The organism is Halomonas sp. ISL-56 (genome assembly GCF_018612805.1).
Lineage (GTDB): Bacteria > Pseudomonadota > Gammaproteobacteria > Pseudomonadales > Halomonadaceae > Vreelandella.
This window is the reverse complement of sequence record NZ_JAGGRO010000020.1, coordinates 159,805-185,173: the sequence shown is the minus strand read 5'-3', so window position 1 is coordinate 185,173 and position 25,369 is coordinate 159,805. Positions and strand designations below refer to the sequence as shown.

The 25,369-nt window shown below is 48.6% G+C and carries 30 protein-coding genes and 1 pseudogene; 3 read left to right on the top strand and 28 right to left on the bottom strand.

The window, feature by feature from the left end; genetic code table 11:
* Positions 1 to 90: 90 nt before the first annotated feature.
* The 9 genes from J7J49_RS17965 to J7J49_RS17925 all read right to left on the bottom strand — a co-directional run bounded on the left by J7J49_RS17965 (position 91) and on the right by J7J49_RS17925 (position 5,737).
* Positions 91 to 456, bottom strand: a complete 366-nt coding sequence (locus tag J7J49_RS17965; RefSeq protein ID WP_215094582.1) for a nuclear transport factor 2 family protein — start codon at positions 454 to 456, stop codon at positions 91 to 93.
* Between the two features lie 613 nt (positions 457 to 1,069).
* Positions 1,070 to 1,708: a GNAT family N-acetyltransferase gene (locus tag J7J49_RS17960; RefSeq protein WP_215094580.1), complete on the bottom strand. Its 639-nt coding sequence runs from the start codon at positions 1,706 to 1,708 to the stop codon at positions 1,070 to 1,072.
* Positions 1,678 to 2,238 (bottom strand): hypothetical protein, encoded by a 561-nt coding sequence (locus tag J7J49_RS17955; protein WP_215094578.1) that lies wholly within the window; start codon positions 2,236 to 2,238, stop codon positions 1,678 to 1,680. Before J7J49_RS17955 ends, J7J49_RS17960 begins: the two co-directional genes overlap by 31 nt.
* Positions 2,239 to 2,303: 65 nt before the next feature.
* Positions 2,304 to 2,747 (bottom strand): ACT domain-containing protein, encoded by a 444-nt coding sequence (locus tag J7J49_RS17950; protein ID WP_215094576.1) that lies wholly within the window; start codon positions 2,745 to 2,747, stop codon positions 2,304 to 2,306.
* A 130-nt stretch (positions 2,748 to 2,877) separates the two neighbouring features.
* The gene (locus tag J7J49_RS17945) at positions 2,878 to 3,363 is read right to left on the bottom strand and encodes a YehS family protein (RefSeq protein WP_064233378.1); all 486 of its coding nucleotides are present in this window, start codon (positions 3,361 to 3,363) and stop codon (positions 2,878 to 2,880) included.
* A 96-nt stretch (positions 3,364 to 3,459) separates the two neighbouring features.
* Positions 3,460 to 3,882: a tetratricopeptide repeat protein gene (locus tag J7J49_RS17940; RefSeq protein WP_215094574.1), complete on the bottom strand. Its 423-nt coding sequence runs from the start codon at positions 3,880 to 3,882 to the stop codon at positions 3,460 to 3,462.
* Between the two features lie 204 nt (positions 3,883 to 4,086).
* The gene (locus J7J49_RS17935) at positions 4,087 to 4,521 is read right to left on the bottom strand and encodes a GFA family protein (protein ID WP_215094572.1); all 435 of its coding nucleotides are present in this window, start codon (positions 4,519 to 4,521) and stop codon (positions 4,087 to 4,089) included.
* A 56-nt stretch (positions 4,522 to 4,577) separates the two neighbouring features.
* Positions 4,578 to 5,003 (bottom strand): N-acetyltransferase, encoded by a 426-nt coding sequence (locus J7J49_RS17930; RefSeq protein ID WP_064233373.1) that lies wholly within the window; start codon positions 5,001 to 5,003, stop codon positions 4,578 to 4,580.
* Positions 5,004 to 5,311: 308 nt separating this feature from the next.
* A complete protein-coding gene (locus tag J7J49_RS17925) occupies positions 5,312 to 5,737 on the bottom strand; it encodes a VOC family protein (RefSeq protein WP_064233372.1) in 426 nt (141 codons plus the stop codon).
* Between the two features lie 104 nt (positions 5,738 to 5,841).
* Here J7J49_RS17925 and soxR point away from each other — a divergent pair, with 104 nt between their 5' ends.
* Positions 5,842 to 6,333 carry a redox-sensitive transcriptional activator SoxR gene (soxR, locus tag J7J49_RS17920; protein ID WP_064233371.1) on the top strand — a complete coding sequence of 164 codons (492 nt, stop codon included), beginning with the start codon at positions 5,842 to 5,844 and terminating at the stop codon, positions 6,331 to 6,333.
* A gap of 36 nt (positions 6,334 to 6,369) precedes the next feature.
* On the opposite strand, the gene J7J49_RS17915 is transcribed toward soxR, so the two are convergent.
* The 11 genes from J7J49_RS17915 to J7J49_RS17865 all read right to left on the bottom strand — a co-directional run bounded on the left by J7J49_RS17915 (position 6,370) and on the right by J7J49_RS17865 (position 15,632).
* Positions 6,370 to 6,777 carry a hypothetical protein gene (locus J7J49_RS17915; RefSeq protein ID WP_215094570.1) on the bottom strand — a complete coding sequence of 136 codons (408 nt, stop codon included), beginning with the start codon at positions 6,775 to 6,777 and terminating at the stop codon, positions 6,370 to 6,372.
* A gap of 26 nt (positions 6,778 to 6,803) precedes the next feature.
* Entirely contained in the window at positions 6,804 to 7,055 is a 252-nt protein-coding gene (locus tag J7J49_RS17910) for a type II toxin-antitoxin system ParD family antitoxin (RefSeq protein WP_215094568.1), read from the bottom strand.
* A gap of 111 nt (positions 7,056 to 7,166) precedes the next feature.
* Positions 7,167 to 7,748, bottom strand: coding sequence for a class I SAM-dependent methyltransferase (locus J7J49_RS17905; RefSeq protein ID WP_215094566.1), 582 nt, complete (start codon positions 7,746 to 7,748; stop codon positions 7,167 to 7,169).
* A 79-nt stretch (positions 7,749 to 7,827) separates the two neighbouring features.
* The gene (locus tag J7J49_RS17900; RefSeq protein WP_215094564.1) at positions 7,828 to 8,448 is read right to left on the bottom strand and encodes a GNAT family N-acetyltransferase; all 621 of its coding nucleotides are present in this window, start codon (positions 8,446 to 8,448) and stop codon (positions 7,828 to 7,830) included.
* A gap of 356 nt (positions 8,449 to 8,804) precedes the next feature.
* Positions 8,805 to 9,476, bottom strand: coding sequence for an HAD family hydrolase (locus tag J7J49_RS17895; protein WP_215094562.1), 672 nt, complete (start codon positions 9,474 to 9,476; stop codon positions 8,805 to 8,807).
* Between the two features lie 467 nt (positions 9,477 to 9,943).
* The gene (locus J7J49_RS17890) at positions 9,944 to 11,026 is read right to left on the bottom strand and encodes an NAD(P)/FAD-dependent oxidoreductase (protein ID WP_215094560.1); all 1,083 of its coding nucleotides are present in this window, start codon (positions 11,024 to 11,026) and stop codon (positions 9,944 to 9,946) included.
* Complete coding sequence (locus J7J49_RS17885) at positions 11,026 to 12,858, bottom strand: LodA/GoxA family CTQ-dependent oxidase (protein ID WP_215094558.1); 1,833 nt, start codon at positions 12,856 to 12,858, stop codon at positions 11,026 to 11,028. Before J7J49_RS17885 ends, J7J49_RS17890 begins: the two co-directional genes overlap by 1 nt.
* A gap of 438 nt (positions 12,859 to 13,296) precedes the next feature.
* On the bottom strand, positions 13,297 to 13,842 hold the full coding sequence (locus J7J49_RS17880; RefSeq protein WP_215094556.1) for a L,D-transpeptidase family protein: 546 nt from the start codon (positions 13,840 to 13,842) through the stop codon (positions 13,297 to 13,299).
* Positions 13,843 to 14,070: 228 nt separating this feature from the next.
* Positions 14,071 to 14,397 (bottom strand): hypothetical protein, encoded by a 327-nt coding sequence (locus tag J7J49_RS17875; protein ID WP_215094554.1) that lies wholly within the window; start codon positions 14,395 to 14,397, stop codon positions 14,071 to 14,073.
* A gap of 69 nt (positions 14,398 to 14,466) precedes the next feature.
* Positions 14,467 to 15,021 (bottom strand): hypothetical protein, encoded by a 555-nt coding sequence (locus J7J49_RS17870; protein ID WP_215094552.1) that lies wholly within the window; start codon positions 15,019 to 15,021, stop codon positions 14,467 to 14,469.
* 185 nt (positions 15,022 to 15,206) lie between these two features.
* Positions 15,207 to 15,632, bottom strand: coding sequence for a VOC family protein (locus tag J7J49_RS17865; RefSeq protein ID WP_215094550.1), 426 nt, complete (start codon positions 15,630 to 15,632; stop codon positions 15,207 to 15,209).
* A gap of 88 nt (positions 15,633 to 15,720) precedes the next feature.
* Here J7J49_RS17865 and J7J49_RS17860 point away from each other — a divergent pair, with 88 nt between their 5' ends.
* Together J7J49_RS17860 and J7J49_RS17855 are read left to right on the top strand one after the other, a co-directional pair.
* Complete coding sequence (locus tag J7J49_RS17860; RefSeq protein ID WP_502793518.1) at positions 15,721 to 15,903, top strand: MerR family transcriptional regulator; 183 nt, start codon at positions 15,721 to 15,723, stop codon at positions 15,901 to 15,903.
* A gap of 123 nt (positions 15,904 to 16,026) precedes the next feature.
* Positions 16,027 to 17,223 carry a DEAD/DEAH box helicase gene (locus tag J7J49_RS17855; RefSeq protein WP_215094548.1) on the top strand — a complete coding sequence of 399 codons (1,197 nt, stop codon included), beginning with the start codon at positions 16,027 to 16,029 and terminating at the stop codon, positions 17,221 to 17,223.
* 72 nt (positions 17,224 to 17,295) lie between these two features.
* On the opposite strand, the gene rho is transcribed toward J7J49_RS17855, so the two are convergent.
* The 8 genes and pseudogenes from rho to cobM form a co-directional block, all read right to left on the bottom strand.
* Positions 17,296 to 18,249: a transcription termination factor Rho gene (gene rho / locus J7J49_RS17850; protein WP_215094596.1), complete on the bottom strand. Its 954-nt coding sequence runs from the start codon at positions 18,247 to 18,249 to the stop codon at positions 17,296 to 17,298.
* 838 nt (positions 18,250 to 19,087) lie between these two features.
* Complete coding sequence (locus tag J7J49_RS17845; protein WP_215094546.1) at positions 19,088 to 20,539, bottom strand: hypothetical protein; 1,452 nt, start codon at positions 20,537 to 20,539, stop codon at positions 19,088 to 19,090.
* A complete protein-coding gene (locus tag J7J49_RS17840; RefSeq protein WP_215094544.1) occupies positions 20,536 to 22,134 on the bottom strand; it encodes a VPA1262 family N-terminal domain-containing protein in 1,599 nt (532 codons plus the stop codon). Before J7J49_RS17840 ends, J7J49_RS17845 begins: the two co-directional genes overlap by 4 nt.
* 510 nt (positions 22,135 to 22,644) lie before the next feature.
* Positions 22,645 to 22,854: a BrnA antitoxin family protein gene (locus J7J49_RS17835; RefSeq protein ID WP_030069104.1), complete on the bottom strand. Its 210-nt coding sequence runs from the start codon at positions 22,852 to 22,854 to the stop codon at positions 22,645 to 22,647.
* Positions 22,847 to 23,050, bottom strand: a pseudogene (locus J7J49_RS22575) (BrnT family toxin); the annotation flags it as partial. The pseudogene J7J49_RS22575 and the gene J7J49_RS17835, both read right to left, overlap by 8 nt.
* Positions 23,051 to 23,279: 229 nt before the next feature.
* Positions 23,280 to 23,720: a YtoQ family protein gene (locus J7J49_RS17825; protein ID WP_215094542.1), complete on the bottom strand. Its 441-nt coding sequence runs from the start codon at positions 23,718 to 23,720 to the stop codon at positions 23,280 to 23,282.
* A gap of 74 nt (positions 23,721 to 23,794) precedes the next feature.
* A complete protein-coding gene (gene cobF / locus J7J49_RS17820; RefSeq protein ID WP_215094539.1) occupies positions 23,795 to 24,568 on the bottom strand; it encodes a precorrin-6A synthase (deacetylating) in 774 nt (257 codons plus the stop codon).
* Positions 24,565 to 25,362, bottom strand: coding sequence for a precorrin-4 C(11)-methyltransferase (gene cobM, locus J7J49_RS17815; protein WP_215094537.1), 798 nt, complete (start codon positions 25,360 to 25,362; stop codon positions 24,565 to 24,567). The genes cobF and cobM overlap by 4 nt, the downstream gene beginning before the upstream one ends.
* Positions 25,363 to 25,369: the final 7 nt, after the last annotated feature.

The following is a 25,369-nucleotide window of genomic DNA, read 5'->3' as shown; positions in this document are numbered from 1 at the left end:
CTTAGTTATTGAGCGCGCGCCCTATCGTTTTTTCAATTGTAAAAATTAAAAGGTGTAACGCCCGCGGGATCGAAGAATTAAGACTGAAGGTCAAAAAGGAGAAATAGCCGTGCCTTGGTTGTAAACCATTTTCCACTCCCTTCCCTCTTTCCGCCATATTGACGTTCGCCGAGAATAGCTTGTCATTAAGCCGTTTTGACGACTGATCACAACTCGATAAAAGAGCTGAATGAGATCAGAGCTCAATCTCCTGTGTTCAAAGTCCTGGGATACAGCCGACCACGAAGACTCGAGTGGCAAACTATCAAGAACACTATCTAACCCAAAAAAAACGCCTGACGCTCCGATCTCCAAAAATTCCAGAGACAGCAAAGAGCGCAGTATCTCCGGTGAGCTGCGCACATCAAAGCTAAGCAATGCTCTTTCTTTCTCTATCAGCTCCGCTTCGATTCCCATAGCCGTTGCCTTAACATCTGAATTCATTGACCTTCGCGACTTCTTGCTTAAGTGGTTGCGCAAAAATAAACAAGCACCGGCAGCTTGTAACCCATTGAGTTGTAATGGTTGAAATGCGCGGTAACTTATATGGAGCCACTTAGCACCTGTAGAATAAATGATTAGCTCCCCGTTTTTTTCAAACAAATCAACATAAGAGACTTCAAAGAGCTGAGATGACTCGCTGGAGGAAAGTATTCAATAAAGTGCCCAAGGGCCTTCACCCTATCGAGATGTATACGTATCCTGTCAACAAGGTACAGCGTGCGATGTTTCCAAACACGACCAACTACACCATAAGCCAGCGAAAGCATATCTCGCAACGTCTCCGGTTCACCGGTTTGCAACAAACGAACGTAAAACGATTCTTTCGGTCCAGCCTTTTCGGATCAACAAGGCCATCGGGAGATTGAGTTCAAGCTCAACCATGTCACATTGTCAGATGGCTCTGTGCTTAGGTTGCATCTTAACGCCATCCACTTGCCTGAGCACTGAGAACCCTCCCCTCTGACTCACTACTGTTTTTTTTTGCGAGGGCCTACACAGCGCATAAGCAGCCGTAGGCAAGCCTTTATCAAGCCCTGAACTTGTAATGGAAAACGTCCCTATACTCGCCGTTCATTTGTGGGGCCTGATAAAACTTATCGGTTCTTGTGGTGTATATAAAACCCGCTTTTTCTAAAGCCATTTGAGCAACGACGTTTTCAACGTCAGTAAAAGAGTTAACGCTTGTTGCCTGACCTGTTGCGAGTAAGTACTGTGCGGTAAGTAACAACGCCTCTGCTGCGTAACCGCGACCTCTATAGGGTCTACCGATACCAAAGTGAACAGCCATTGAGTCATTATCGTTCACAATAGTTACCAGCCCTATGGCACCTTCCCCCTCGCTAATGGCATCTACAACCCAAATGCACTTGCCTGTTAATGCCATACTTTCAGGAACAGAAAAATGTAGGAGCATCGTTTCGGTTTGTTCGACTTCAGTGTGAGGGCGCCGCGCAAGGTACTTTGCTGAGCTTAAGTCGCCCGTATAGCTTTCAAAGATACGTGCGATATCTTCTGATCTGTAGTACCTCAATTCCAGCCGTTTGGAAACGGCAATCCGGTTTGGATGCCTATCGTTCGCAACGACTGCATAGCTTTTCTGCTTTTGGTCGCAAAAGGCTGAATTGTTATCACTGTTTAGACATTGATTATGGATGGAGTGTCCCAAAGCTGCACCTCGATATAGAGCTCAAAATCAGTTTCCCAGTAGCGCTCGTAAGGAATCAAGTGATCATTGGCAGGAATACCGAAGCGTGTAACGAGCCGACTCACCTCGCTAAGCAGAAACACTTGATTGTAGTAAGGCTTGTCGTCTCGGGTTAACGCAATAAAGCTATCAGGGTAAGTCAAAGACGTTACTTCGGGATCAAGCTCCGAGAGAGGGATTCTAAGCTCACGTTGATCCGCGTTCAGGTTGTGAAACCAAGATGATTCTCCAAGCACCAGATAGAAGGGATGATCGCGGCGCGGCTTACCCCCACGCGCAATGAAGAGTTCGCGCAGCCGAGCCTCAACCTCACGCCGGACTCCTATATAGTGCCTACCGTAGCGCCGCCGGTAGCCAGGATCACGTTGATGACGAGTCAGGAAGTCAAGGAATACAGTATTTTCCGAGCCCGCAGGAAGCTCTGAGAGACTCCGAAACGGGCCTGTCTCTCGCAAATAGTAGTGAGTAGCGAAATTTGGGAGTCTAGTCACAGTTCATGCCTACAAGCCAAGCTAACAGCCATCAAATGCCCTGTTGAGCGACTTACCAGAGCAAATCAGTGATTCTCCCTAGCCTGATTAATGAAATCATCTAGAAGAGCCACCGCTCTTTTAACGTCCCGTTCATAAATAAACAGATGATCGAATACAGCACCACACTGCGGGCCAGCTTTGATGCCTTGTTCATTTAGCGCTCGCAGAACAGGGCCAAGGAAACCAATCACATCGAAAGGAAGCTCACCATCCGTTGATACGACTCGAAACGGGCCAAAGCTATCTCTTATCGAGACCTGAGTTTTTAAGCGTTCTACAGCAGCCTCTTCGACAATTGCTGATACACCCGCCTGATCGCGAATTAAACAACTATACCGAGCATCGCTTACCGCGAACACATTAGCCACATCTTGAGCAGATGTATCGCTAAGATCCAGCATCCAGTAGCGTTCAGGCCAGACTTTCAATGTCATATTCGCCCATACCGCCATTGGATCAATAGACATCACTCTCTCCTGCTAAACGGCCAATAATGGCCTGATTCGACGGCTATTAAAACGTACCATCGAAACCAAAATTGGCCTCTACCTTATGACAAAAAATGCTGCAGCTGTTCGGTGAATTCAGGCTATGAACTCAGGACTCAGCGCTTGAAACGTCCTGGTTAGGCCGCAACTGAAGCTGGATGCCGAGCAAAAAATTGCGCAGCACCTGATCTTTGCACTCGCGATAATTTTTGTGGCTCGGCTTGCGGAAAAACGCGCTTAATTCATGGTTACTTAGATTGAAGCCGGCTAGTTCAAACGCAGCCAAAATATCTTCAGCCTTCAGATTCAGCGCAATGCGCAGCTTCTGAAACACCATATTATTGTTCAGCTGCGATTCAGGCACGGGCTGAGGGCCTTCGCGCTTGCCGCGCTTAAAGCTAATAAAGCCGTTCAAAAACGCCGCCAATTCCTTGTTCTTCATCGTCACAAAGGCATCGTCTTCATCTTTTTTCAGCCAGGCAGTGACCTGCTCTTGAGCTACGCTGACCTCTGCCAAGGCGAAGATATCTACGATGGTGCTGTCTTTTAAATCAAAGGTGTAACGTATGCGGCGAAAAATATCGTTATTGGTCAAAATAGTGTCCCTAGTCTTAGGCAAACCCAGCACAATCAGGCGTTATGTACATCCGCGTCTATCGTGATTGGTCGTAAAATCAGTACCGTAACAAGCCTAGCCTGCCGTCAGCTTCTCAAGCAGCTCATTGATTTCTTCTTTCAGCTCGCCATCTTCAATTTTGTTGGCGGTGATTTGGGCATTTTTAAGATTGCTGATCGCCGCGTCAGTTTGGCCAAGTTCAACTTGCAATTTTGCCATGGAGAAGGCGATGGATGACATATGGTCTGTCGAATTAATCGCGACAGCTTTTTCAAAGGCTTTCTCGTAGACAGCCAGCGCCTCATCGAGCTCTTCAGTAAAATCTGCCAGCGTTTCCCACTGTTCGGGGTGATCTTTATCGGTGTTTTCGTTCTCAGTGCAGACCGTTTCCAACTGTGCATAGAGCGCATCAAAAGCGTCTCTATCCTCTTTATCAGCAGCCTTCATGAGTTTTTCAGCGAGTTCGTAAACCGCCTTGTATATTTTGGTGTTAATCATGAACGACTACCTTTTTTCTATTAAAAACAATAACAAGTCAAAAACCCGCTGAAAATAAACGTTTGCTACCCAGCCCCAATCCGGAGCGGGTGACATTATACCCCTTGTGAATGGCCCTACGGACGTTCATTTCACGGTTATTGTGGAGAAGTGATGACATTGGCTTGCTTGGACGGTTTTGAAAGATCCTCTCAGACATAGAGTTCAGCGGCTCTGCCGTTGCAATGCATCGTGAAGCGATTTCAAACTATCAGGGCCACCATCTAACCGAGCACAGCTGCCTGACCCTTGCTCCCAGTCCGCCGCCGAAGCTAGATGGAGATGAACCGAAACTTGAGAACACGTAGCCCCGTTAAGTAAGCCAGCGGGAACCCATATCAAATCAGTGTCTCTCAATTTATTGGGTACCGGGCTACCGCAGACCGAACAGAAGTCACTGCGGTAGCCAGTTGGCTTTTGAAAAGAGCGTATGCTCGACAGACCGGACAACCAATGAAAGTGTTTTCCATCCACAAACGTGGCAGCGTTAGCGTTAGACCCAGTCGCTTTGCGACATAAGGAACAGTGGCATTGGTAGAGGTTTGGTAGCTCACCCTTAACTTCAAACACCACCTCTCCGCAGAGACATTCACCTTTCATCAATCGTTCCTTCAGTACGTCGTGCAGAATGGCCCAAAATAATCGCTCTACCGCTATTAACAGTAATGCTCCATGATGAACTCAGGTTCACCCGTTTGTTCATCAACCTGCTCGCCTAATGAAATGAAGCCATGCTGCTTATAAAAATTGATACTGGGGGTATTTTGGCTATAGACACTTAGCTGTAAGCACGACCTTCTGCTCTTGGCATCATCCATCAGCGCTGAACCTATCCCTTTACCCTGCAAGCTTGGCGACACAAAAATGGCAGCCAACGTACTTCCATAGAGGCAATAAAACCCGACTATCTGCCCATCAAGTTCAAATACAAAGGTCTCCGATGCAGGGATATATTCATTACGCATATCGCTAACTTTTGACTTCCAAAATGCTGGCCCAACAAAGTCGTGAGCTTTAATCGATGCGGAAAGCCAGATATCCAAAATTTGTTCAATATCTGCCTTCCGGTATTCACGAATCATCTAGAGGTTCCTAATGATGGTCAAATGCGCCAAAGGCGTAACTAAAAGCTGCCTAGTCCTGGGATAGGTTCACATCTGTTCCAGGGCTAGGCAGCTTTATAAAATAAGGCAGAAATGCTTTGCCTTCCTTGGGGTAGATACTTTGCTTGCATTGGAATTGGCAAGTTTTCTTCAGGTTATAAAAGCTTTTTGCTCCCAATCCTTACCGAAAGCGCTAGAATTTTAACAGATTATGCGCAGAATATTTGATGGTGCTTAAAATCGAAACCTAACACAGGTCAGCCCCCTGAGTGGTGCTGACATCCTGATCATTGGGCATCACGATTTAAATTGCGTTCGGCAGGAATATCACTCAGATACTCGACAAACTCCACCTCAAACCCGGCCGGATCGACAAAGTAGACATTTTTGCGAAATGGCTCTGTTGCGCCAGGTTTGGCAATGGCAAAACCGGCGTTATTTAACCTGGCCACTACGGCATCAAGGTTATCGGTCACGTAAGCAAAATGGGCCAGCCCAACGCTGTGGCCTTTCAGATCACGGTTTTCCCCTTCGCCATGATCGCTTAACGCCAAGTAGTGATCATCGTCGCCAAAGTGAATCCATTTGCGTGGCTTGCCATACCATTCGCCATGGCCCTCATCGCGGATCCGCCAGTGCGGGAAGACTGCGCGGTAAAAATCCAGCATGGTATCCATATCAGCAACCACCAGATTAACGTGTTCCAAGTACATAAGTGTCTCCTTGCGTTAAGTGAAATGGCAGGATAAAACCTCAACTCAACTTGAGGTAAAGTGTTTTTTGCGAAAGAATGACAAAAAAGATTCAGGGGAAAGTAATGGCAGAAACGATTTGGAGTGTCGGCAAGGTTGCCAAGCGCTGCGGGATAAACGTCAGCACCCTGCATTTTTACGAGCAGCAAGGCCTGATCCAAAGCTCGCGCAATGCAGGCAATCAGCGCCGCTATAAACCTGAAGTGTTACGGCGGATTTCGGTGATTAAAGCCGCGCAGAAAGTCGGCGTCAGCCTGGAAGAGATTAAACTGGCCTTTGAATCACTGCCCAATAACCGCACGCCAACGGTTGAAGATTGGCAGCAGCTTTCAAAAAACTGGCAGCAGATGCTAGATGGACGTATTGCTTACCTGCAAAAGCTGCGCAATAACCTAGCAGGCTGTATCGGCTGTGGCTGCCTAAGCATGACCAGTTGCCCGCTCTATAATCCGGATGACAAACTGGCCGAATCAGGTAGCGGCGCGGTGCTTCTGGATCAGGCAGAACAGAAGGCGAAAGCCCAGAAAACCCAACAAGCACCAAACGCCAGTTCATAGCACTGAATAGCAAACCTGAATAATAGCCACTAAGCCTTAATCTACACATATGAACCACTTGGGCTTGATGCGCCCGAAGTCTCGACGGGTGTTTGTTTTCAAGGCTTTTTTGGAATCCAGTACCACCGTATCCCGTTCATTTCTAACAAATACCACCCAATGCCAGAAAGGCCTCCCCTGCTCCATACGCCATTTGATCGCTAACAACGCCTTATCTGGCAGACTATCCCAAGTATCGAATGGTGTTTCGGTGGGTGCAGCCGTTATACCTAACGCACGTAAGAGCTTCCGGACATACTCAGTGTCTGACCAAAGCGCTGTATCTTCTGCATAGATACCCAAGGCGTTTGCTGTCTCTTTTGTCTGCGCGTAGGTGCTGCCCGCAAGTACCGCGCATGCCGCGATACCACAACCTGATGTTTCTTCTTGAATGACGGGGTTCATTTGGTTACCAATGCTGCGTTTGACCACTACTTAACTGCCTTCATCCGCTTTCGCCCAGCTGCCTTGGTAGCCGATATATCCAGCTGCTTGGGCTCGCTTAATTCATCCTCAATGAGAGCTTTCCTCAGCGTGGTAAGACGCTCTTGGGCCTGCTGGTCGCGACGGATAAGATAGCGGATATACTCACCATCATTGCCGAATCGCCCGCATTCAACCTGACCTCTTACCCAGCTGTCTTGTTGCTCGGTCAAGGTGATCGTTTTCAGATGCATGCTCATAGCGAGGCTCCAAACCCAGCGGTAGTATGTTGATATCATACTGTATGTTTTGCTGAATCAATCCCCTATTTTTATCGCACGGCAACTCGCTATAAAGCTCGAAACAAGGAGTTAGGCGTCGCTTCGCTCAAGTATGATCTCCCACAGCGCTTTCGGTTTGACATACTTGCTAGTGACATAGTGCTCCATTGAAAGCTTGTTCCATCCTTCGCCGAACAGTAATTCAACTGAGACTTTATCGAAGAAGCGCTTAGGACTGCCCTCCACAAGAAATAAGTTCGGTTCGAGCTCTGCATGACCACTAGCCCCAAAATTATGATCCTGTGTGGAGTTGAGACGGCAAAGCAGAATGCCCCCGGGTCGTAATGCGGAATGAATCCGCTGAACGATGGCTTGAGTTTCGTCCCAAGCGAAATAGTGTAGCGATAGGCTTGCCACAATGGCGCCGACCTCACGAACCTGCTCAGGGAATGGTTCACGAATATCTCGGCACTTAACCGTAGCAGACGGAACTCTGACGCTGGTGACACCCACTGCCGTACGAGACAGATCAAAAGCGAAGACGCTAAGTCCGGCGCTGGCCAGTATGGCCGTGTCATCTCCATGCCCGCATCCAATTTCCAGGACAACATCTGTGCCAGCGCGTTCGCTCAATAGCGGCAACCAACGATCAAGCCAAGGGTCGGTGATCATTAAGTTTGAGACTCCTTACATCCGGGCTCAGCCACTTGCTTGGGGTGATAACGGAAACTAAGTTAGCTGCCGCTTCTCGTCAGGCGCCAGCGCTGCGAAACTCACTGACTGAAGGCCTGTTCAGCAAATCGTTAAGATGTGCGCGCACCTCCGGCCATTCACCCTGGTGTAAGCTATACATGACGGTATCGCGGATCGTGCCATCGCGGCGCAGCTTGTGGCCACGAATCACGCCATCTTTCTTCGCGCCCAGGCGCTCAATCGCACGCTGGCTCGCGAAGTTAAAATTATCGGTACGCCAGCCTACTACGTTACAACCCAGTGTTTCGAAAGCATGCCTCAACAGCAGAAGCTTACATGTGGTGTTAACATGCGTGCGCTGCGCGCGTTTGGCGTACCACGTAGCGCCAATTTCCACTCGCCTCTCAGCGGGCAGAATATCGTGATAACTCGTGGAGCCAAGCACCGTACCGCTAGCCTCTTCAATGACTGCGAAAGCGAGGCGGAGGCCTTCCTCAAGGCTTTTTAACGCAATATCAATGTAGCCCCGCGTTTCCTCGGGCGCAGGCACCGATGTGATACGAAGATTCCACAACTCGCCATCTGCAGCCGCAGCGCGCAGGCCGGGTTCATGATCGAGTGTTAATGGCACGAGCTTAATGCCGTGTGCAGCTAGCGTAGTCGGTTTAACAAAGGTCATGTGCAACCAATTATCTCTTCGTGGTAAAAGGGAAAATCTGCCGCTACTCAGCATGTGCGGCGTTGTAACCAATCATTTCAATAACATAGCGTAAGGGTATAAAAAGCGTAGGGGTATAAAACAAGCCATTAGGCTGTCAGCTAAATCACGCTGATGTCGAGTCATGATATCTTGAAATACAGAGCCTTCAGAGCCAGTCGGATGCTCTAAAAGGCTCCGAAACGGGCCAATCTCAGGCAAGTAGTAGTGGGTAGCGAACTCTGGGACTTTCATCATGGCATCACGCCTAACACAGGGTTTAACAGTCATTTTTTAGCCGCGAAGTGATGCGAAAGTTGTTCACTAACAGTCGCTTTTCAGACTTCACTTCCGAGAAGGACTTCACGCACGTACCCCACTGCTTCTGTCATGCCACCGAGAGTCGCTACTGCTAACCTAAAGTCATGATGCAGAGACATTTCCGTAGGCAGTGCCACGCAATTGATGCCTGCCTGATAGGCAGCTTCAAGCCCATGCTGAGTATCTTCAATTGCCAGGCATTCAGCGGCGGAGACGCCGAGCTGCTGCAGCGCGAGTAAGTAGCAATCCGGCGCAGGCTTGCTTGCTCGAACATCATCTCCTGAGACTATCGCAGAAAAATAGTGCTCTAACTCGTTGACCCTTAACGTTGTTTGAACACCGTTCGCACTGGCACCTGTTACAACAGCAAGCTTCAAACCTGCGCTATGAAAGTAAGATATGGCCTCTTTTACACCAGGCATTAAGGGAAAAGCTTGCCGTTCAAGGTACTCGCGTGTTGCTGCGTTCTTCGCCTCGGCAAGCAGCTCCGGTGACTCATCAATTCCATACCTCTGCACCAAATCTATGGCATTAGCAGGAGTTGGCACACCTGCATAATGAGTCTTGTACTGCTGTTCGGATAACGTAAAGCCATAGCGCTGAAGAACGTGCGCCCACATTCTGTAGTGGACTGGTTCAGAGTTGACGAGAGTACCATCGTGGTCAAAGAGGATTGCTCGAAGTTTCATATGGTTTCCGGGAAACGTAATTTGTAAACGCTAACACAGTCATAAAAAGCTCACGCGTGCTAACGGCTTTGGGAAGTAAATGTAAGCTTATATGACGACGTTGCTATAACTATCCACATCTTAAACCTCGATAGTTTTCGATGCGAACCACAAGACCCGTCATGGTATCGATCGAACACGGCGCCACACTGAGGGACAGCTTTAGTACCTTCATTTAGTAATATAAGAACTGGGCCTAAGAGTCCAATAACGTCTAATGGGAGCGGTTCATCAATTGACACAACCCGGATCGAACCAAAGCAATCTCTAACTGAAACTGCTTATTTTAAGCGTTCAACTGCTGTCTCTTCGAAAATAGCGGATCCATCACCTGGCCACGAATTTTGCGAATAAAGGAACAATGGATACTAAGGCAAATATCAGGCGATTTATAATATCTATCACCCCATTCGACCCCGATTTACTGTTTACTGCCGCCGTTGCCAGAAAGTTGCATGACTGAAACGCCTTGGCCCTTGATAGCTTGCCTTGAGGTGCCAGAGATAACGCTGGCTGACCGCTTGCATCTCCTGCTGATAGGCACCCAGTGATTGGTGCAAGCCAGACTCGATGGCCTTGGCCGCACTGGCTGCAGAAGCCAGGGAATGAAAGAGCCCTTGGGAAGCCAATGGGTCGAATGCTAGCAGTGCATCCCCGATGGCCAGAAACCCCGGCCCTGCCTTCGGTAGCTGCTCTACTTCCAACAGGGAAGAGCCCGCTGGTCGGCCACGTAGACGGGCGGGTGCCAGCCCCGCCAGTACCTCTACCAACAAGGCATGCTCCCTGGCTCGGGCCAGAAAGGCGTCAGGGCGGCGCAACAGTCGGCGGCACAGCGGATCATCAACATCCATATGGTAGGCCAACACCCGCTGCCCGTAAGGCAGGTTCACCGTATACCACCAGCCATGGGCATCCGCCTGAATGCGCATAGTGGCGTCCTGGCTCTCGGCCGCCTGATCCAGAAAACAGTAGAGACACAGCAGAGGATCATCAGCGTAGCGCCGTAATCCCAATCGGCGCCCCAAGTGCCCACTACGCCCCGTGGCATCTACCAACACCGGCGCACTGAACGACCCAAGAGTGGTATCCAACTGCCACTGGCCCTGACAGTGGCGGATATCCATTTGCTTGCAGCCCTCCTCCAGCGTCACCCCGACATCCAGGGCTCGCCGACGCAGCATCTGCTCGAATTTCCGCCGATCCAGATACCAACCGGGGCCAGCCGGATCCTGGATGGCATCCCGCCAGACCGGCCTGTCCTCGTCCCACACCGATACTGCAGCGCCCCGTTCCCGGTGCCCAGATTCTCGAAAAGCCGCCAGCAATTGAAGACGCTGCAGCAGCACGGCGGCCGCTCCCGGCAGGGACTCCCCGATGGGAGGTGAGCTGGCTGGGAGAGCACGACGTTCTAATACCAGCACTCGCTGCTCCGGCCGCAGCAAAGTGCCTAGCGCCAGTCCCGCGGGCCCGGCTCCAACAATCACCACGTCGAAGGGACGATAGTTGGCCATTAGCGGCCGCGTCGTTGGGCGATCAACAGCTTACGCATGCCCTTGTCGATGTTGTGCCGCTCCTCAGGCGTCAAATCACGGCCGCCTCTATCTTCGACCTGCATCTGCGGTGGGAAGTCAGGATCCCCGCTGAGCCCTGGCTGCACCTCCACGATTCCCATCTGATCGAAATCAGTCACCATTCTCGCCAACTGTTTATTGTGGTCAGCGCCCAGGGTGCGATCCCAGTCGGAACGCTGATGGTAAGCAGCCAAGCGCTCTTCCCTCGACAACGAGTCGTTCATCACCTTGTCATAGTTCTCCTTGCTCAGCACCTGATTAGGTACCCGGGCAGGCCAGAAGGTGGGCAGATAAGGATCGTATTCAGTGTCGTAGCCGGAGCGGCAACTGGCGGTATCAGTTTGCCAGGGGATGGCCATCCAACGGGTAACGGAGCCAGGAAATTGGCCGTAAAGGGGGCCGTTATAGGACTTCACCATGGCCGGCGTCAGGGTCGTGCCATAGTCCGGCTCCGGATCTTCGGGACTACGGTGGCGCCAGCGGTAGGGTTCCATATACATGGTGCTGTGGCGTACCGGCCAGGTCATCTCACACCCCGGATGAAAAGCATCGGCGATGCAGAACTCCATCGCTGCCCTGTCCAGCATGGCGGGCTGCTGCTCCAACGGTACCTTGTCGATGCTCTCAGGTGATTGCCGATGTGGATCGTAGTCCGCCTCAAAATCCCCTTCTGCCCACTTGTCCAGCAGAGCCAGTTGGGTGGTGGTCAGGGCATTCATAGCGTCGGGCACCCTGGGCATAGGGACGTTCATGGCATCACCATAGATCCAAGGCCAGGGCTTCATGGACATGTCACCATCTAGGGGATTGCGGAAGCTATTGACCACGGTGCGCCTGAGCTCAGCGTAGGTTTCACCCGGCTCGGCCAGTTGCGATAGATAACGGGGCTCCAGGAAGTGCTGGGGCATGCCATAGCCGAAACCCGCGGCAAAGCCCGCGTTCATCCATTGTAGATCGCACATGGCTTTGAGAATGGGCAGTATGTCGTCGCTGAAGGAGGGCCGGTTGGGTGCCGGTAACTGGCCAGCCTGGATAGCCACATCCGTCATCAGCGCGTACATGGTACGCACCGCTTTTTGCTGGGGGCCGTAATTAGGCGGCGCCACCACCACCCAAGCTGGCGTAACGGCAATTGGACGGCCATCCACCAATACAGTGGCCGTCACGGGGCCGTCACTGGTGTCATCATACCAGCCGTCATTATTGGCGAAGGTGGTGGGGGCCTTTTCCTGATAGGAGGCGGAGTGCCCATAGCCACCGAAGACCTGCAGGCGGCCGACGTCGTCGGTGCGTATCTCCCCCAGAGGCACCTCTATTCCCATGAACTTGCCGCCCTGAAACTGAGCCTCGCCGGAGCAGGTACTGATGCTGCGAGCGCCTGGGATGATGGACAGGTTGTGCCTATCCCGTAGAGCCACCTCGGCGTTACGACGCGTGGAAGGTGCTGCCGTCTCCGCTTCGGGGATATCAAGCGCGAGCTCGAAGTTGTACCAAGCTGCTTTATGGTTAGCTACCTCCACTGTCCAGGCAATCTCGGTGGCGGGATCCATGGTCAGCTCCCGCACTACCCTACCGTTGCCGTCGTAAGCGTAGATGCGGAATTCAACCACCTCGCGCTTCAAGGCACCGGTGGCGTCCCGATAGGCGCCCGGCTCCCTAGGCAGGGGTTCTGTGACCTGGGGGCCGATGTAAAAACCGTCGGTTTGCTTGGAATTGCCAACTCTGGCGATGCCAATGGCCGGGTGGATTTTGGCGTAAGCGATCTCAGTCATCTGTCACTCCCTTTTTGTATGGAACGACACCAAGAAGCTAGTCGCTCTGGCGCCGCATAGGCTCATGAATCTCAGAACTGAAACTGAAGAAATAGTACGACTGGCGAAGCGTTACATTGCTGCCTACCAAGATAGAACAAGACAGCCACTTATTCACCGCAAAAGGTAAAATTTAATTTGGGCCTCATCTATTCAAACTGAACTGCTACCTTTTACAAAATAACCAGCCTCCCCCGCTTAAGCGTTTATCAAACCCCGCCCAAACCATTAACCGCTACGATTTCGAAATCAGCCGGTGCACACTCATAGCTGATTTCTAGACTCATGAAGGCAGCTAACCAACCTGAATTGATAGGTTTGGCTTAGCTAACGTTGCTTTGCAGAAACTTCGTGTTTTAGAACAAGCTTTGGCGTGGTGTGGCGTGACTTAGCATGCATCTACGGCTCAATACGAATTGGTGTTCCGTTTTGCACCGCGTGCCAAATTTCTTCCATCTCAACATTCGTCACGGCTATGCAACCATCAGTCCAATCCCACCGTTGGAGTAGACGACCCAACCAGCCAAATCCGTTTCTCTGGCCGTGGATCATGATCATCCCCCCAGGCGAAACACCACGCGCCTCCGCCTGAGCTTGATCCTCCTCGTTTGGGTATGAAACGTGGAGAGACAGATGAGCCATGCTGTTAGGGTTTCTCCAATCGAGTACATAGTCACCTTCCGGTGTCCGTTGATCACCTTCCTCCTTTTTATGCCCGACCGGATTACCCCCGAGTGCAATGCCGTATTCACGGTAGGGCTCACCATCCCTTAATAGATAAAGTTTCCGCTCTTCTTTGATAACCAGCACTGCCTCTGCCTGCGGAAGTTCTTCAGCAAGCAACGCTGGCAAGCGGGAATCAGCAAAGTAGGCGCCTGCCCCAAGAACCAGAACAATTAATAGGATTACTATCAGTCTGTGTCGCACTTTAAACGCCTTTAGCATTACGCCGTGCGCCTTCGCACGAACTTGTGCGCGCCGCAGGGGGCCATAGGCCCCAAATGACGCACCTAATTGGACTCGTACTAATGATGCAAAAATACAGTGCATCGTTAGTGGCTAGATTGCCTTGTAACCACTGAACCGCGTAGCTCGAAATAGTGGTACGGCACAGTTGTACGGCTTTTTGAACCAAAAGTTCTTCAAGGCTTAGTATACCTTGCCCTTGAGTTATTAGGGCGCGGATGTGCGCCTATGAAGCAACGAAACAGTGAACAACATTACAGCGGTGGATACGCCAACGATGATGAATGCCATGGGTAAAAACAGCAGGTTTTCTGTCGCGCCCAGCCATCGCGGTAAAGAGATTGGCGAAATCAGCCCAAAGATCCCGAGTACCGTACTAATGATGATGACGCCGAAGATTCCAACCAGAGCCAAAGCCGGTTTGTTTCTAAGTGGTGCCCATTTACAGTACAACAACATCTGAATACTTGACGCAATAATCAATGGCGGAGCGAACCACCATGCCAGCAATATGAAAAGCTCAACTAATGTCATGTATTCGCTCACTAACGCCCGCCAAGCTGATAACTCTTAGAAAAATTAATTTAGAAAATGCCAACAGCATCACAGGTTGTAACTGATTTTCAAGGTACCTTTTGGCCTGTTATCAGACACTTCGAGGCCATCAGGAACATCTCCATAGAACTCGCCAATAGTGAGCTTTATTCTGCCTGCAATGGGTTCAAGCCAGTTATTTAAAATTTCCAGGTCTCCACTTTTTAAAGAGTAAACATCCATGTTTAGCTCCCGCAATAGCCCGCCGTCCAGGAATTGATTCGTTTCTTTGACTACTGAAGGAAAATCTTCTGGACTATGGAAAACAGCCCACTGTGTTTTCTTCCGATGTATGAGACTGGGTGACTCGACTAAAGGAGCCCCTTCGCCGGACCATGACAATTTCAATTTTTGGTCTTTTGTCATGATAATCAATCGATAGCCAATTAGGCGATTGACCGTAAACCCAACCCACAAAGCTTTGTCTGGAATTTTTGATTTGCTAGCTACCCACTGGCACAAAGGGACTGATGAGGCTGAAATTTTAAATCCCCAGTCATCATGCTCCACATCTGGTGGTGTAAGCCCTCTTGCATGCAGCCAATTAACAACTGATAGATTCATATGACGGTAATAACGATACTCTCAGACTTGTCGATTATAACGTATTGAGGTCACTCGCTACCCTCGAACTGACGAGTATGCGCAACACAGACATTAAGATTATAATTACGCAACGGCAGTTTTCAATCCACCTCACCCTGCCGTTGCTGCACTCATGGTTATTGTGCTTCTACCTGCACTGCATGCTACTGAGCATCGCGGTTTAAATTCCGCTCGGACGGGATGTCACTCAAGTACTCGACAAACTCCACTTCAAACCCGGCCGGATCGACAAAATAGACATTTTTGCGAAATGGCTCTTTAGCGCCAGGTTTGGCAATGGCAAAACCGGCGTTATTTAACCTGGCCACAACGGCATCAAGGTTATCGGTCACGTAAGCAAAATGGGCCAGTCCAACGGTGTAGCCTTTCAGATCACGGTTTTCCCCTTCGCCATGATCGCTTAACGCCAGGTAGTGACCATCGTCGCCAAAGTGAATCCATTTGCGTGGCTTGCCATACCATTCGCCATGGCCTTCATCGCGTATCCGCCAGTGCGGGAAGACTGCGCGGTAAAAATCAAGCATGGCATCCATATCAGCAACCACCAGATTAACGTGTTCCAAGTACATAAGCGTCTCCTTGCGTTAGGTGAAATGGCAGGATAAAACCTCAACTGAACTTGAGGTAAAGTGGTTTTTTGCGAAAGAATGGCAACAGATGCTAGATAGGCGTATTGCCTACCTGCAGAAGCTGCGCAATAACCTGGCTGGCTGCATAGGCTGTGGTTGCCTGAGCATGACCAGTTGCCCGCTCTACAACCCCGATGACAAGCTGGCTGAATCAGGTAGCGGCGCGGTGCTTCTGGATCAGGCAGAGCAACAGGCTAGATTGAATCAATAGGCCGTTTTAGGATGGGCTTCTAACGCCTCAACCAACCTTAGCTTCAGCGGCCGACTGCTTTTACTTTATACTGCCCCATCTTTTATTTTCGACACACCTTACGACGATCTGTCAGGGCGCCTTATGCCATTTGCAAAACTAGGATTATCCACCCCTCTCGTTCAAGCGATTACCGAACTAGGTTACAAAACGCCAACGCCCATCCAGGAACAAGCGATTCCTGCCATTCTTTCGGGTAACGACTTAATCGCCACCGCACAAACAGGCACAGGCAAAACAGCTGCCTTTGTGCTGCCTCTACTAGAACGGTTCAGTAACGCAGGAACGTTACGCGGTAAACGCATACGCGCGCTGATTCTCGTGCCGACCCGTGAGTTAGCGGTTCAGGTCGAAGCCAATGTGGCTCAATACGCTAAACACACGCACCTAACCTCTATGGCGATGTATGGCGGTGTGGATACCGAAGCTCAAAAAGAGCGCCTGATCAAAGGGGTGGATATTCTGGTTGCCACCCCGGGCAGGTTGCTTGATTTGGCACATCAGCGTGCGCTGCACTTTGATGAACTTAAAGTCCTGGTATTGGACGAAGCGGACAGAATGGTCGACATGGGCTTTGTCGACGATATCAAGAAAATCATAGATCGCCTGCCTGAAGACCGTCAAAACCTGCTGTTTTCGGCCACCATGACAGACGACGTTCGGGCGTTGGCCTACGATTTTTCAGATAGCAAGATGACCGATCTGGCGTCTGAAATATCCATTTCGCCCAACATCCGCGCCGCCGCTAATATCAAACAGTGGCTAATCACCGTCGACAAAGACACCAAGTCTGCCCTGTTGAGTCACTTAATTAACGAGCAAGAGTGGGATCAGGCGCTTATTTTTACCGAGAAAAAACACAATGCAGCCAAGCTTGTTGCTCAACTGGAAAAACGCGGCATCACAGCGGACTCCATTCATGGCGATAGAAGCCAGGCGATGCGCGAAAAAATTCTGGCTCAGTTCAAATCTGGCGAATTAAAGTACCTGGTCGCTACGGGGGTTGCCGCGCGTGGTTTGGATATTGGTGAACTGAGTCGTGTGGTGAATTACGATTTACCTTTTAAGCCCGAAGAGTACGTCCACCGCATTGGCCGAACCGGCCGCGCGGGTGCCTCAGGTGAAGCCATTTCTTTAGTCGACATGAGTGACTTTAAAAATCTTTGCGCCATTGAAAGGCGATTAAAAAACACTATTGAGCGCAAAGAGATTGCAGGCTTTCCGGTTCGAAAAGCAGTACCCGAGTCAAACTTGAACTTTAATAAACAAAGTAATCGTTAAACCTTACCAAAAAAGCTCACCTCCCTGGTTTCTTAAAAACCGAAGGTGAGCTTCTTTATTACAGACATCTCACTAGGCGGGTAAAAACGCATCTAATAGCTCGGCATTAGTGGGATATTTATCCAATAACTCAAGCAACTTCTGCGCGCCTTCTACTGGTTTAAGCGCTGTCAAACCTCTACGCAATGTCCTGACTTTTTCAATATCTTTTGCATCGATCAAAAGCTCTTCTCGACGGGTACTGCTTTTGGCAATATCGATCGCCGGGAAAATCCGTTGATTGGCCACATCCCGGGATAAAACCAGTTCCATATTGCCCGTGCCCTTGAATTCCTCGAAAATTACCTGATCCATACGGCTTCCCGTATCCACCAGCACGGTGGCCAGAATGGTGAGCGACCCGCCGTTTTCGATTTTTCTCGCGGCACCAAACAGTTTTCGGGGTATTTCCATCGCGCGGGAATCCAGCCCACCCGACATAGTGCGACCGTTGCCCCGCTGCTCGGCATTATGAACGCGCGAGAGTCTGGTAAGCGAATCGATCACAATCATCACATTGTGCCCCTCGCCTGCTTGCTTACGCGCCGTCTCAAGCAGCTTATCGGCCATATTGACATGGTGTGTATAGCTTTCGTCTGAAGACGATGCATGCACCTCTGCCGACACACTGCGCTTAAAATCGGTCACTTCTTCAGGGCGCTCATCAATCAACAAGGCATACAACTTTATATCAGGATGCGCTTCTGCCACGGCCTGACAGATATGTTTTAACATCGTCGTTTTGCCAGAGCCCGGCGGCGCCACAATCAACCCACGTTGCCCCATCCCAATGGGCGTAATCAAATCCATCGCCCGCACCGTCCGCTGCTGAGAACCAGGCGCTAAATAAATGCGCGGGGAAGGATGAATAGCCACGCCATTTAAAAAACGTTTTTCGGGATCATCAGGGAATTGATCTTCCACCTCGTCGGCGGGCTTGGCATCTGCCTGTTTTTTCGTCTTCAGACTTAGTGTTTTTCTCGTCATAATATCGATGGATCGCTTTGAATAATCTGGATTTATATAATAATGGCAGTGCTTTGATAATGATATTGGGCTTGCAGCATCACTGTATTTCACGACTGAACGTGTTGTCTTTTAGTAAGCAAATAGGTTGATCTTCTGAAAGGTAGCCGGTTTATGGGCCAACCGATCTCTGCTATTTTCAAGCCAGTTGCCCAAATGGCTCTCTCTATTCAGCCTGTTAAGTGGCTCCATATAAGTTTCCGTGCATTTCATCCATTAAAAATCAATGGGTTATAATTCATCGGTGTTGGTTTATTTTTGCACAACCACTTAGTTACGCTCAAAATCCTGCAGCTTACCCTGGATTGAGCGATACAAAACTGGTTACCTTCCAGTTTCGGGGGTTGCCAAACCAGCGCTGAGAATGTTGGCACTTAGCAAGTTCATAAACCGCTTTGCGGTGCTCGTGGTGTTCTCGATCAACAATTTGATACCGGTCAGCGGGCGTCAAGTACCGAATACTATTATCCAGGTGTTACTTGTTGTAAGCCCGCTCGAACGTCTGCATCCAGTCTCGTACGATGCAAACCCTTTAGTGGGCCACGCTGGGTAATATTTGATGGTGCGGAACAACACTTCCGAGTAAAAGTTGTCATCACTCACTCTCGTTCAGTTTTAAGACATCAATATACCCAATTTTGTCAACCTCGCTTTAAGTGCATAAGACGTCATTAATGCACCACTATCTGAGTACAACACCGGAGGCGACACCAGCCCCTTGGACAGCAATTTGAGTGACAGGTTGCCAAGTTTGTTACTGCCACTTGTTAGCTTTAACTACGAAAAGTGGCAAGCTATTTCACATAACTAACATCGCAATATAATCGTTTTCGTGAAACTCACTTGGAATATATGACTTGCCAGTAAGTAACCATTTATCAATATCTTCATCGACTCTACCAGCATGCACAATAACTTGGTAATAAGAAAGATTATGATACCAGTATGTAGTAGCATTAGAAGATGAATCGTGCCATTTACTTTCAAATAAGCGTAAGTTACTTAAAATACTATTCTCCATTTTTAGTCTTTCATCCTCTGTTAAACATTCTTTAATGTATCCAATTATAGCAAAGTCTAATTCAGAGCATATAAGACTAAAAATATGATTATTTTTACTATTACCACCGAAATTCCAATCTGACCAAGCTTCATATGCCATGCACCACAAGTCCTTTCTCCTAATGGAGTCGGAGCATATAACAATTTCTTTTAGGCACTCTGTAACAATTTTACGGCTATCATTATCAGTACACTTACTTATAGAAATAGATTTTATGTAGGCTTTAACATTCTCTCTACTCGATGTATTAGCTAACATTCTTCCAAGTGCAACTTGTATTTTTGGATAACGAACAACATACTTGTTAAAAACATTCATCCACGCGACAAACTTCTCACCGTCATCTCCAACTTTATTAAAAATTTTTGTTAAGTATTTATTTTCATCCTTAGTAAATTGATTGTCATCTCGCTGCGTACTTATCGTTGAATATACACTTGAAAACTCTAAGTAATCATTTTTAGTTTCAGAACCTATAAAGAAAGCTGTTTCAACTCTTACATAAAGCATAACATGCATTAGAATTGGTACAGATTCATTCCCCTCAAAAGCAGACACCAAAAACGAGGGTTTAAAATAATCGAGAACGCAAAGCATCTGCACATACTTATAACTTAACAACGGCCTATTGTTAAATAGACGCCACATTTCAGAAATATCTTCAAAATTTTTATTGGATATAGCTAATAAAAATCTTTCCAAACTCTCTCTTTCATGTATAGGAACGTCTACACCTTCCTCAACATTAAATTCACATCTTAGGCGAGACAGCTCCTGTTTGGAGTAGGCTAATATCTGACCACTTATGTTTATATTATTTGAAAGCAGAGCTTTCCATAAGCATCCATTTTCATCCAAAAAGCTCGTTACATTAAATAGTATTGCCAATTTATTGAAGCTATATAAGTCTTCATATTTCCAATTTTCTAGAGTTTCTATGACCCAATTTATTAAGTTAATTATTTTTTCTTTTTTTAAATCATCTTCTTCAAGGAAGCTAATATTTTGACACTTTAAGACGTAAAAGCATTCGTATTCTGCCTCTAAATTCCTGTAGAAATCATTTAGAACTTCATTGCTAATATCTTCAACTCCTAACAAATCTGTACCTATAGCTACAATATCATTACAATTGGAGCTTACTGACAGTTTAATAAGCTTCCTTATATTATCTTCATAATAGCTCATTGGTGCTTCCATATTAAATTATCTTGATGGTCTAATTGTTCCCACAACTCTATAAATGAGTCAGCTATAAGCTGGCCATCATCAATCTTCTGAAGTATATGATGTTGTTTCCCAAGGCTGTTCACAGATGTACCTAATGACCATGCAAGCACACCTTCTCGAGTATCAGGAAATATTAAAAATCTATCATGAAAATTCCAACCTGAACTTCCAATTCGCGCTCTAAACTCAAATTTTATTCCGTACAAGTTAGAATCTAAATTTTGGAATATTTTTTTCTGTTCAACAAGCAGTGCATTTTTTCCTTTAGCCTTTTCTTTTGGTTCACACTTATCATTAAATGCACTTAAATTTGTTAATGCTCTTAGATCTGAACCAAAGTAAGGGCAATAAAAAAGAGTTTTCAAGATATCATTTGCGTTTAGGTATGGATCCCAAAGCCAAGCCCCTTTTTCACCATACTGAACAATTAATGACTTAATGTCAGATATAGCTTTTTGATGCTCACTTTCCACATCACCTGCTTTAGGTTTATATTGGATAAACTTTTTTTGTTTAGTGAGTCGTATTTTTTCATCTCTATATAATCTTTTCTGCACCCACCCATCATGATTAGAACTTTTATCTCCGACATCATTTCTTTGAGTGTGTCGAACACTTATACGTATATCTTCTTCAATATCCTTATTTTTTATCTTAAAAACTCGGGGTTCATTTTCAATAATTCCAATTTCAACTGAGAATGTTGAGACAAAAGAACTTGGTCGAGTTGCTGCTAATATTAAATTATGCTCATCATCCCAAACAACTCCTTTGTGTGGCCCATAATCACTATCCATGGGTATAACAAGATCTGTACCTTTGATTTCGTAAGAACCATACCCATTAATAATTTTATCGTACTCCATTTCACAGTTAACTCTTAACTTACGATTCTTAGCCTTTGGATGAAATGCGATTTTTAGTCTCAAATCATTTTCGCTCTTTGAATGCTGAAATTGAGCTTGAATTACAGTCACAGGAATTTGTATTAAAAAATTACCAAGCCGATCGGAAAGACTAGCTAAAGCAATGGGAATGTACTGCTGAATCTTTTCGGACAGTTCTTGAAGTAGTTCTGGTGACTCTAAAAAAGGAATGACTTTGTTCTTAGTAGAGTTTTGCAACTCTACAACATGAGAACCATTCCAAAAGTTATTTTTAAGCACTTTATTAAGAGGAACTTCTTCAAAGGAATCTGGCGGTACAAACTTCGGTGGTTGATATTGAAACTGATCTTCTAATGTCTGCATGTTACCTGATGCAGACCAGCTTCCTTCCTCCTTAAGCTCCTTTATATTGAGTAAAATATCATTGATATTTTTCGTATAACTCAAAATACCAAAGCTCCAGCCTTTTAACTTACTAACAACTAATCGTTTATTATTTATGAGCTTTGGGCTTGCTATTTTTTCATCAAGTCTATTTTCAGCAACAATTATAGTAAAAATATTACAAATAGTTTTATCAGGAAGATGAGCGAAAATTTCCGTAACTTCAACTCTATCATAGAATCCTAACACACCGTACTCTAACAATTTTTCTAATTGATCCATTAGTACCACACAGTTTTTCAGTTTAAATTTGCGGGATAGATAGTTTTTTACTAGAGCTAACAGTGATTAAAATATGCGTTTTGATATTGAATAAACGCGCTGCATTATTCAACATTTTCTCGCGAGCTGAAATGGCTCTAACCCTATAACATATAATAAAATTAACAGTAATTTGGCAATATATCCAAAATTCACGTACTCACTCGCTTTTGCAGATCTGATCACACTCTATTCATAAAATAGGTTTAGGTCACGAGACTTTGCAGAAAAATTGAGCTGAAGGAGGTTTGGGCAGCTGGCGCTGCCTTCGCGAGCGCCTTTTGGCTCGTTCTTCGCCAAGCGTTATGCCGCGCTACGAGATGGCGAGATTGATTATGTGGCTGAGTTTTCGCGAGCTAAAGCTCCCTCCCACAACACTAGTGCAGTGGCGGGGCTGTGGGAGGCACTGGGGCTTAGGCTTTGAGAACGTAACGGAGTATTTCAACCAACTGATCGGTAGTGGTGCACCGTTTATTGCCACTCAAGCTTGAGGTCTTTATGTGACTGCGCGCAGTCGCGCAGATAGAGATTAATCAAGCTCTGATAGGGAAGATCTTTTTCTTCCGCCAAGTTCTTGAAATACGCGATGGTATCTTCATCCAGGCGGATCGTGACCTGCTTTTTAAGCTTTTTGGCGTATGGGTTTTTGACTGACTCTGAGAAATCGTAATGGTCACGCATGCCTATACCCTTCGTATGTTTTTCGCTCGCGTTTATCCGCCTTACGCGCAGAGATAATTCGAATTGTTTCGCCGTCTCTAACGCAGTGGCATACCACCAGTAAACGAGAGTGGATGCTCGTTCCAAGGAGAATGAATCTATCCTCCTCGTCAGAATGATCAGGATCCGATATAAGTCGGCCGAACTCGTCCGTGAAGGCAGTTTTTGCCTATTGGAAAGAGACGCCATGCTTTTGGCGATTAGCGGCATCCTTATGTGGATCCCAGTCAAAGGTAAGATGACTCATAAATTACATTGTAGTTATATTGTACGTACTATCAAGGTATAGATGGTTTAGTGTTTTCGAGGCAACATCATCGCGCGCTGAAGCGCCCTCCCACAACACCAGTGCAGCGGCTAAGGTAGTTGTGGGAGGCGCTGCGTGCTTAGGCTTTGAGAACGTAACGCAGCGTTTCAACCACTTGATCAGTAGTTGTGCACCAGGCTTGTGCCCCAGCATCAACTTCTTTGAGCGGGTGGGTAATATCTTCGCTGTGCAGGGTGATGTAGGGCGTGGCGAGGGCGGCGCAGTAGCCTGCGTCGAAGGCGGCGTTCCACTGTTTGTATTTGTCGCCGAAGCGTACGACGACCAGATCAGCTTGTTCGATCATGGTGCGGGTGCGGATGGCGTTGACCTTGGAGGATTGGTGGTCGCGCCAGAACTGGCTGCTCTGCTCGCCAAGGTGGTCGCCTGCGGCGTCACTGGCGTCGTGGTCGGTGACGGGAGCGGTAAATACAATATCCAGGCCCGCTGCGTCAGCGCCGCGCTGAATTTCTTCGCGCCAGTCGGTGTGGATCTCGCCGGATAGGTAGACGTAAAAACTCATGGTTTTTCCTTTTCTGCTGGCTAGGAGTAGGTAGCGCTATTTTATGGAAAAACCTTCCATATTCATACCTGGGTTTATTTTTCTGGTTTGGCGAGCAAATAAATATCCATTATCCAGCCGTGCTGTCCGCGCAGTTCGGCGCGGCGTTGGATGATCTCGTCGCTGACCTCATCTAGCCAGCCTTTGATTAGGCACTGTTTCTCCATGCCCAGGTAGGCGCCCCACCAAATGTAAGTATCTTCAGGCGGTAGCGTGGTGAAGGCGCCGCCGCTGTCGAGCATGACCGCTACGGTGGCGGCGTCGCTTGGCCAGCCGCGTTCGCGTAGGCGGCGGCCGGTGGTGATTTGTACCGGCTCGGCGAGGGCATTAAGGGGGATTTTATGTTCGGCGGTGAGTACCTGCAGGCTGGTGATGCCTGGCACGACTTCTACCTTAACTGCCCTACCCGCTGCGCTTAGCCGCTGGGTAATGCGCAGGCTGCTATCAAAAAGCGAGGGGTCGCCCCACACCAGCATACCGACCCGCCCGCCGTTGGGCAGGTGTTGATCGATTAGCTGTGCCCATACGCTGGCAATCGCAGCGTGCCAGTCGTCTACTGCGCCCAGGTAATCATTGCGGCCATCCCGGCCATCATCACGACTAGGCAGATCGAACTCGACGATGTTGGTGGTCACCGGTGCGTCTAACAGCCGTTCGCAGAGTAAGCGACGCAGGTCGAGCAGGTCTGATTTGGCGTCGCCTTTGCGGGGCAGCAGGATAACGTCGGCGCTGTTTAGGGCGCGCACTGCTGCCAGGGTCACGTGATCAAGGTTGCCGGTGCCGATACCAATCAGCGACAGCGTGATCATGATTCGCTCTTATCAGTGGGTGTGGCAAAGGGCGAGTCCGCCGACTGGGGGCGAAAGCGGCGGTCGTAGCCCACCGCGTAGAGGCTGCTCTCATCGAAGTCTTCGCTTTCTAACACTGGCCCCACCAGGATCAGCGCGGTGCGTTGCATAGTGTCATCGATCAGCCCTTCTATGCTGGCGAGCCGCCCACGCACTACCCGCTCATCGGGCCAGCTTGCCCTCCATACAATCGCTACCGGGCACTGCTCGCCGTAGTAAGGCGTTAGGCTTGCCACTACCTGGGCGAGATTGTGGATGGAGAGATGAATCGCCAGCGTTGCCCCGGTGCGGGCGAAGTTGGCCAGGGTCTCGTCGCTGGGCATGGCGCTGGCCCGCCCCGGCGTGCGGGTAAGCACCACCGACTGGGCCACGCCGGGTAGCGTTAGCTCCTGACCTAGGGTCGCCGCCGCGGCGGCAAAGGATGGCACGCCGGGGGTGATGCTATAGGGGATATCCAGCTCGCGCAGGCGGCGCAGCTGCTCTCCCATGGCTGACCATACCGAGAGATCCCCGGAGTGCAGTCTGGCGACGTCCAAGCCTTGCGTGTGGGCGGTTTGAATTTCGTTAAGTATCTCGTCTAGCGAGAGCGGCGCAGTGTTAATTACCCTGGCCCCTGGCGGGCAGTGTTCCAGAATCTGCTCCGGCACTAGTGAGCCTGCATAGAGGCACACCGGGCAGGCGGCGATTAAATCGCGCCCGCGTAGGGTAAGCAGATCCGGCGCGCCGGGGCCTGCGCCGATAAAGTGTACTGTCATTGCGTCA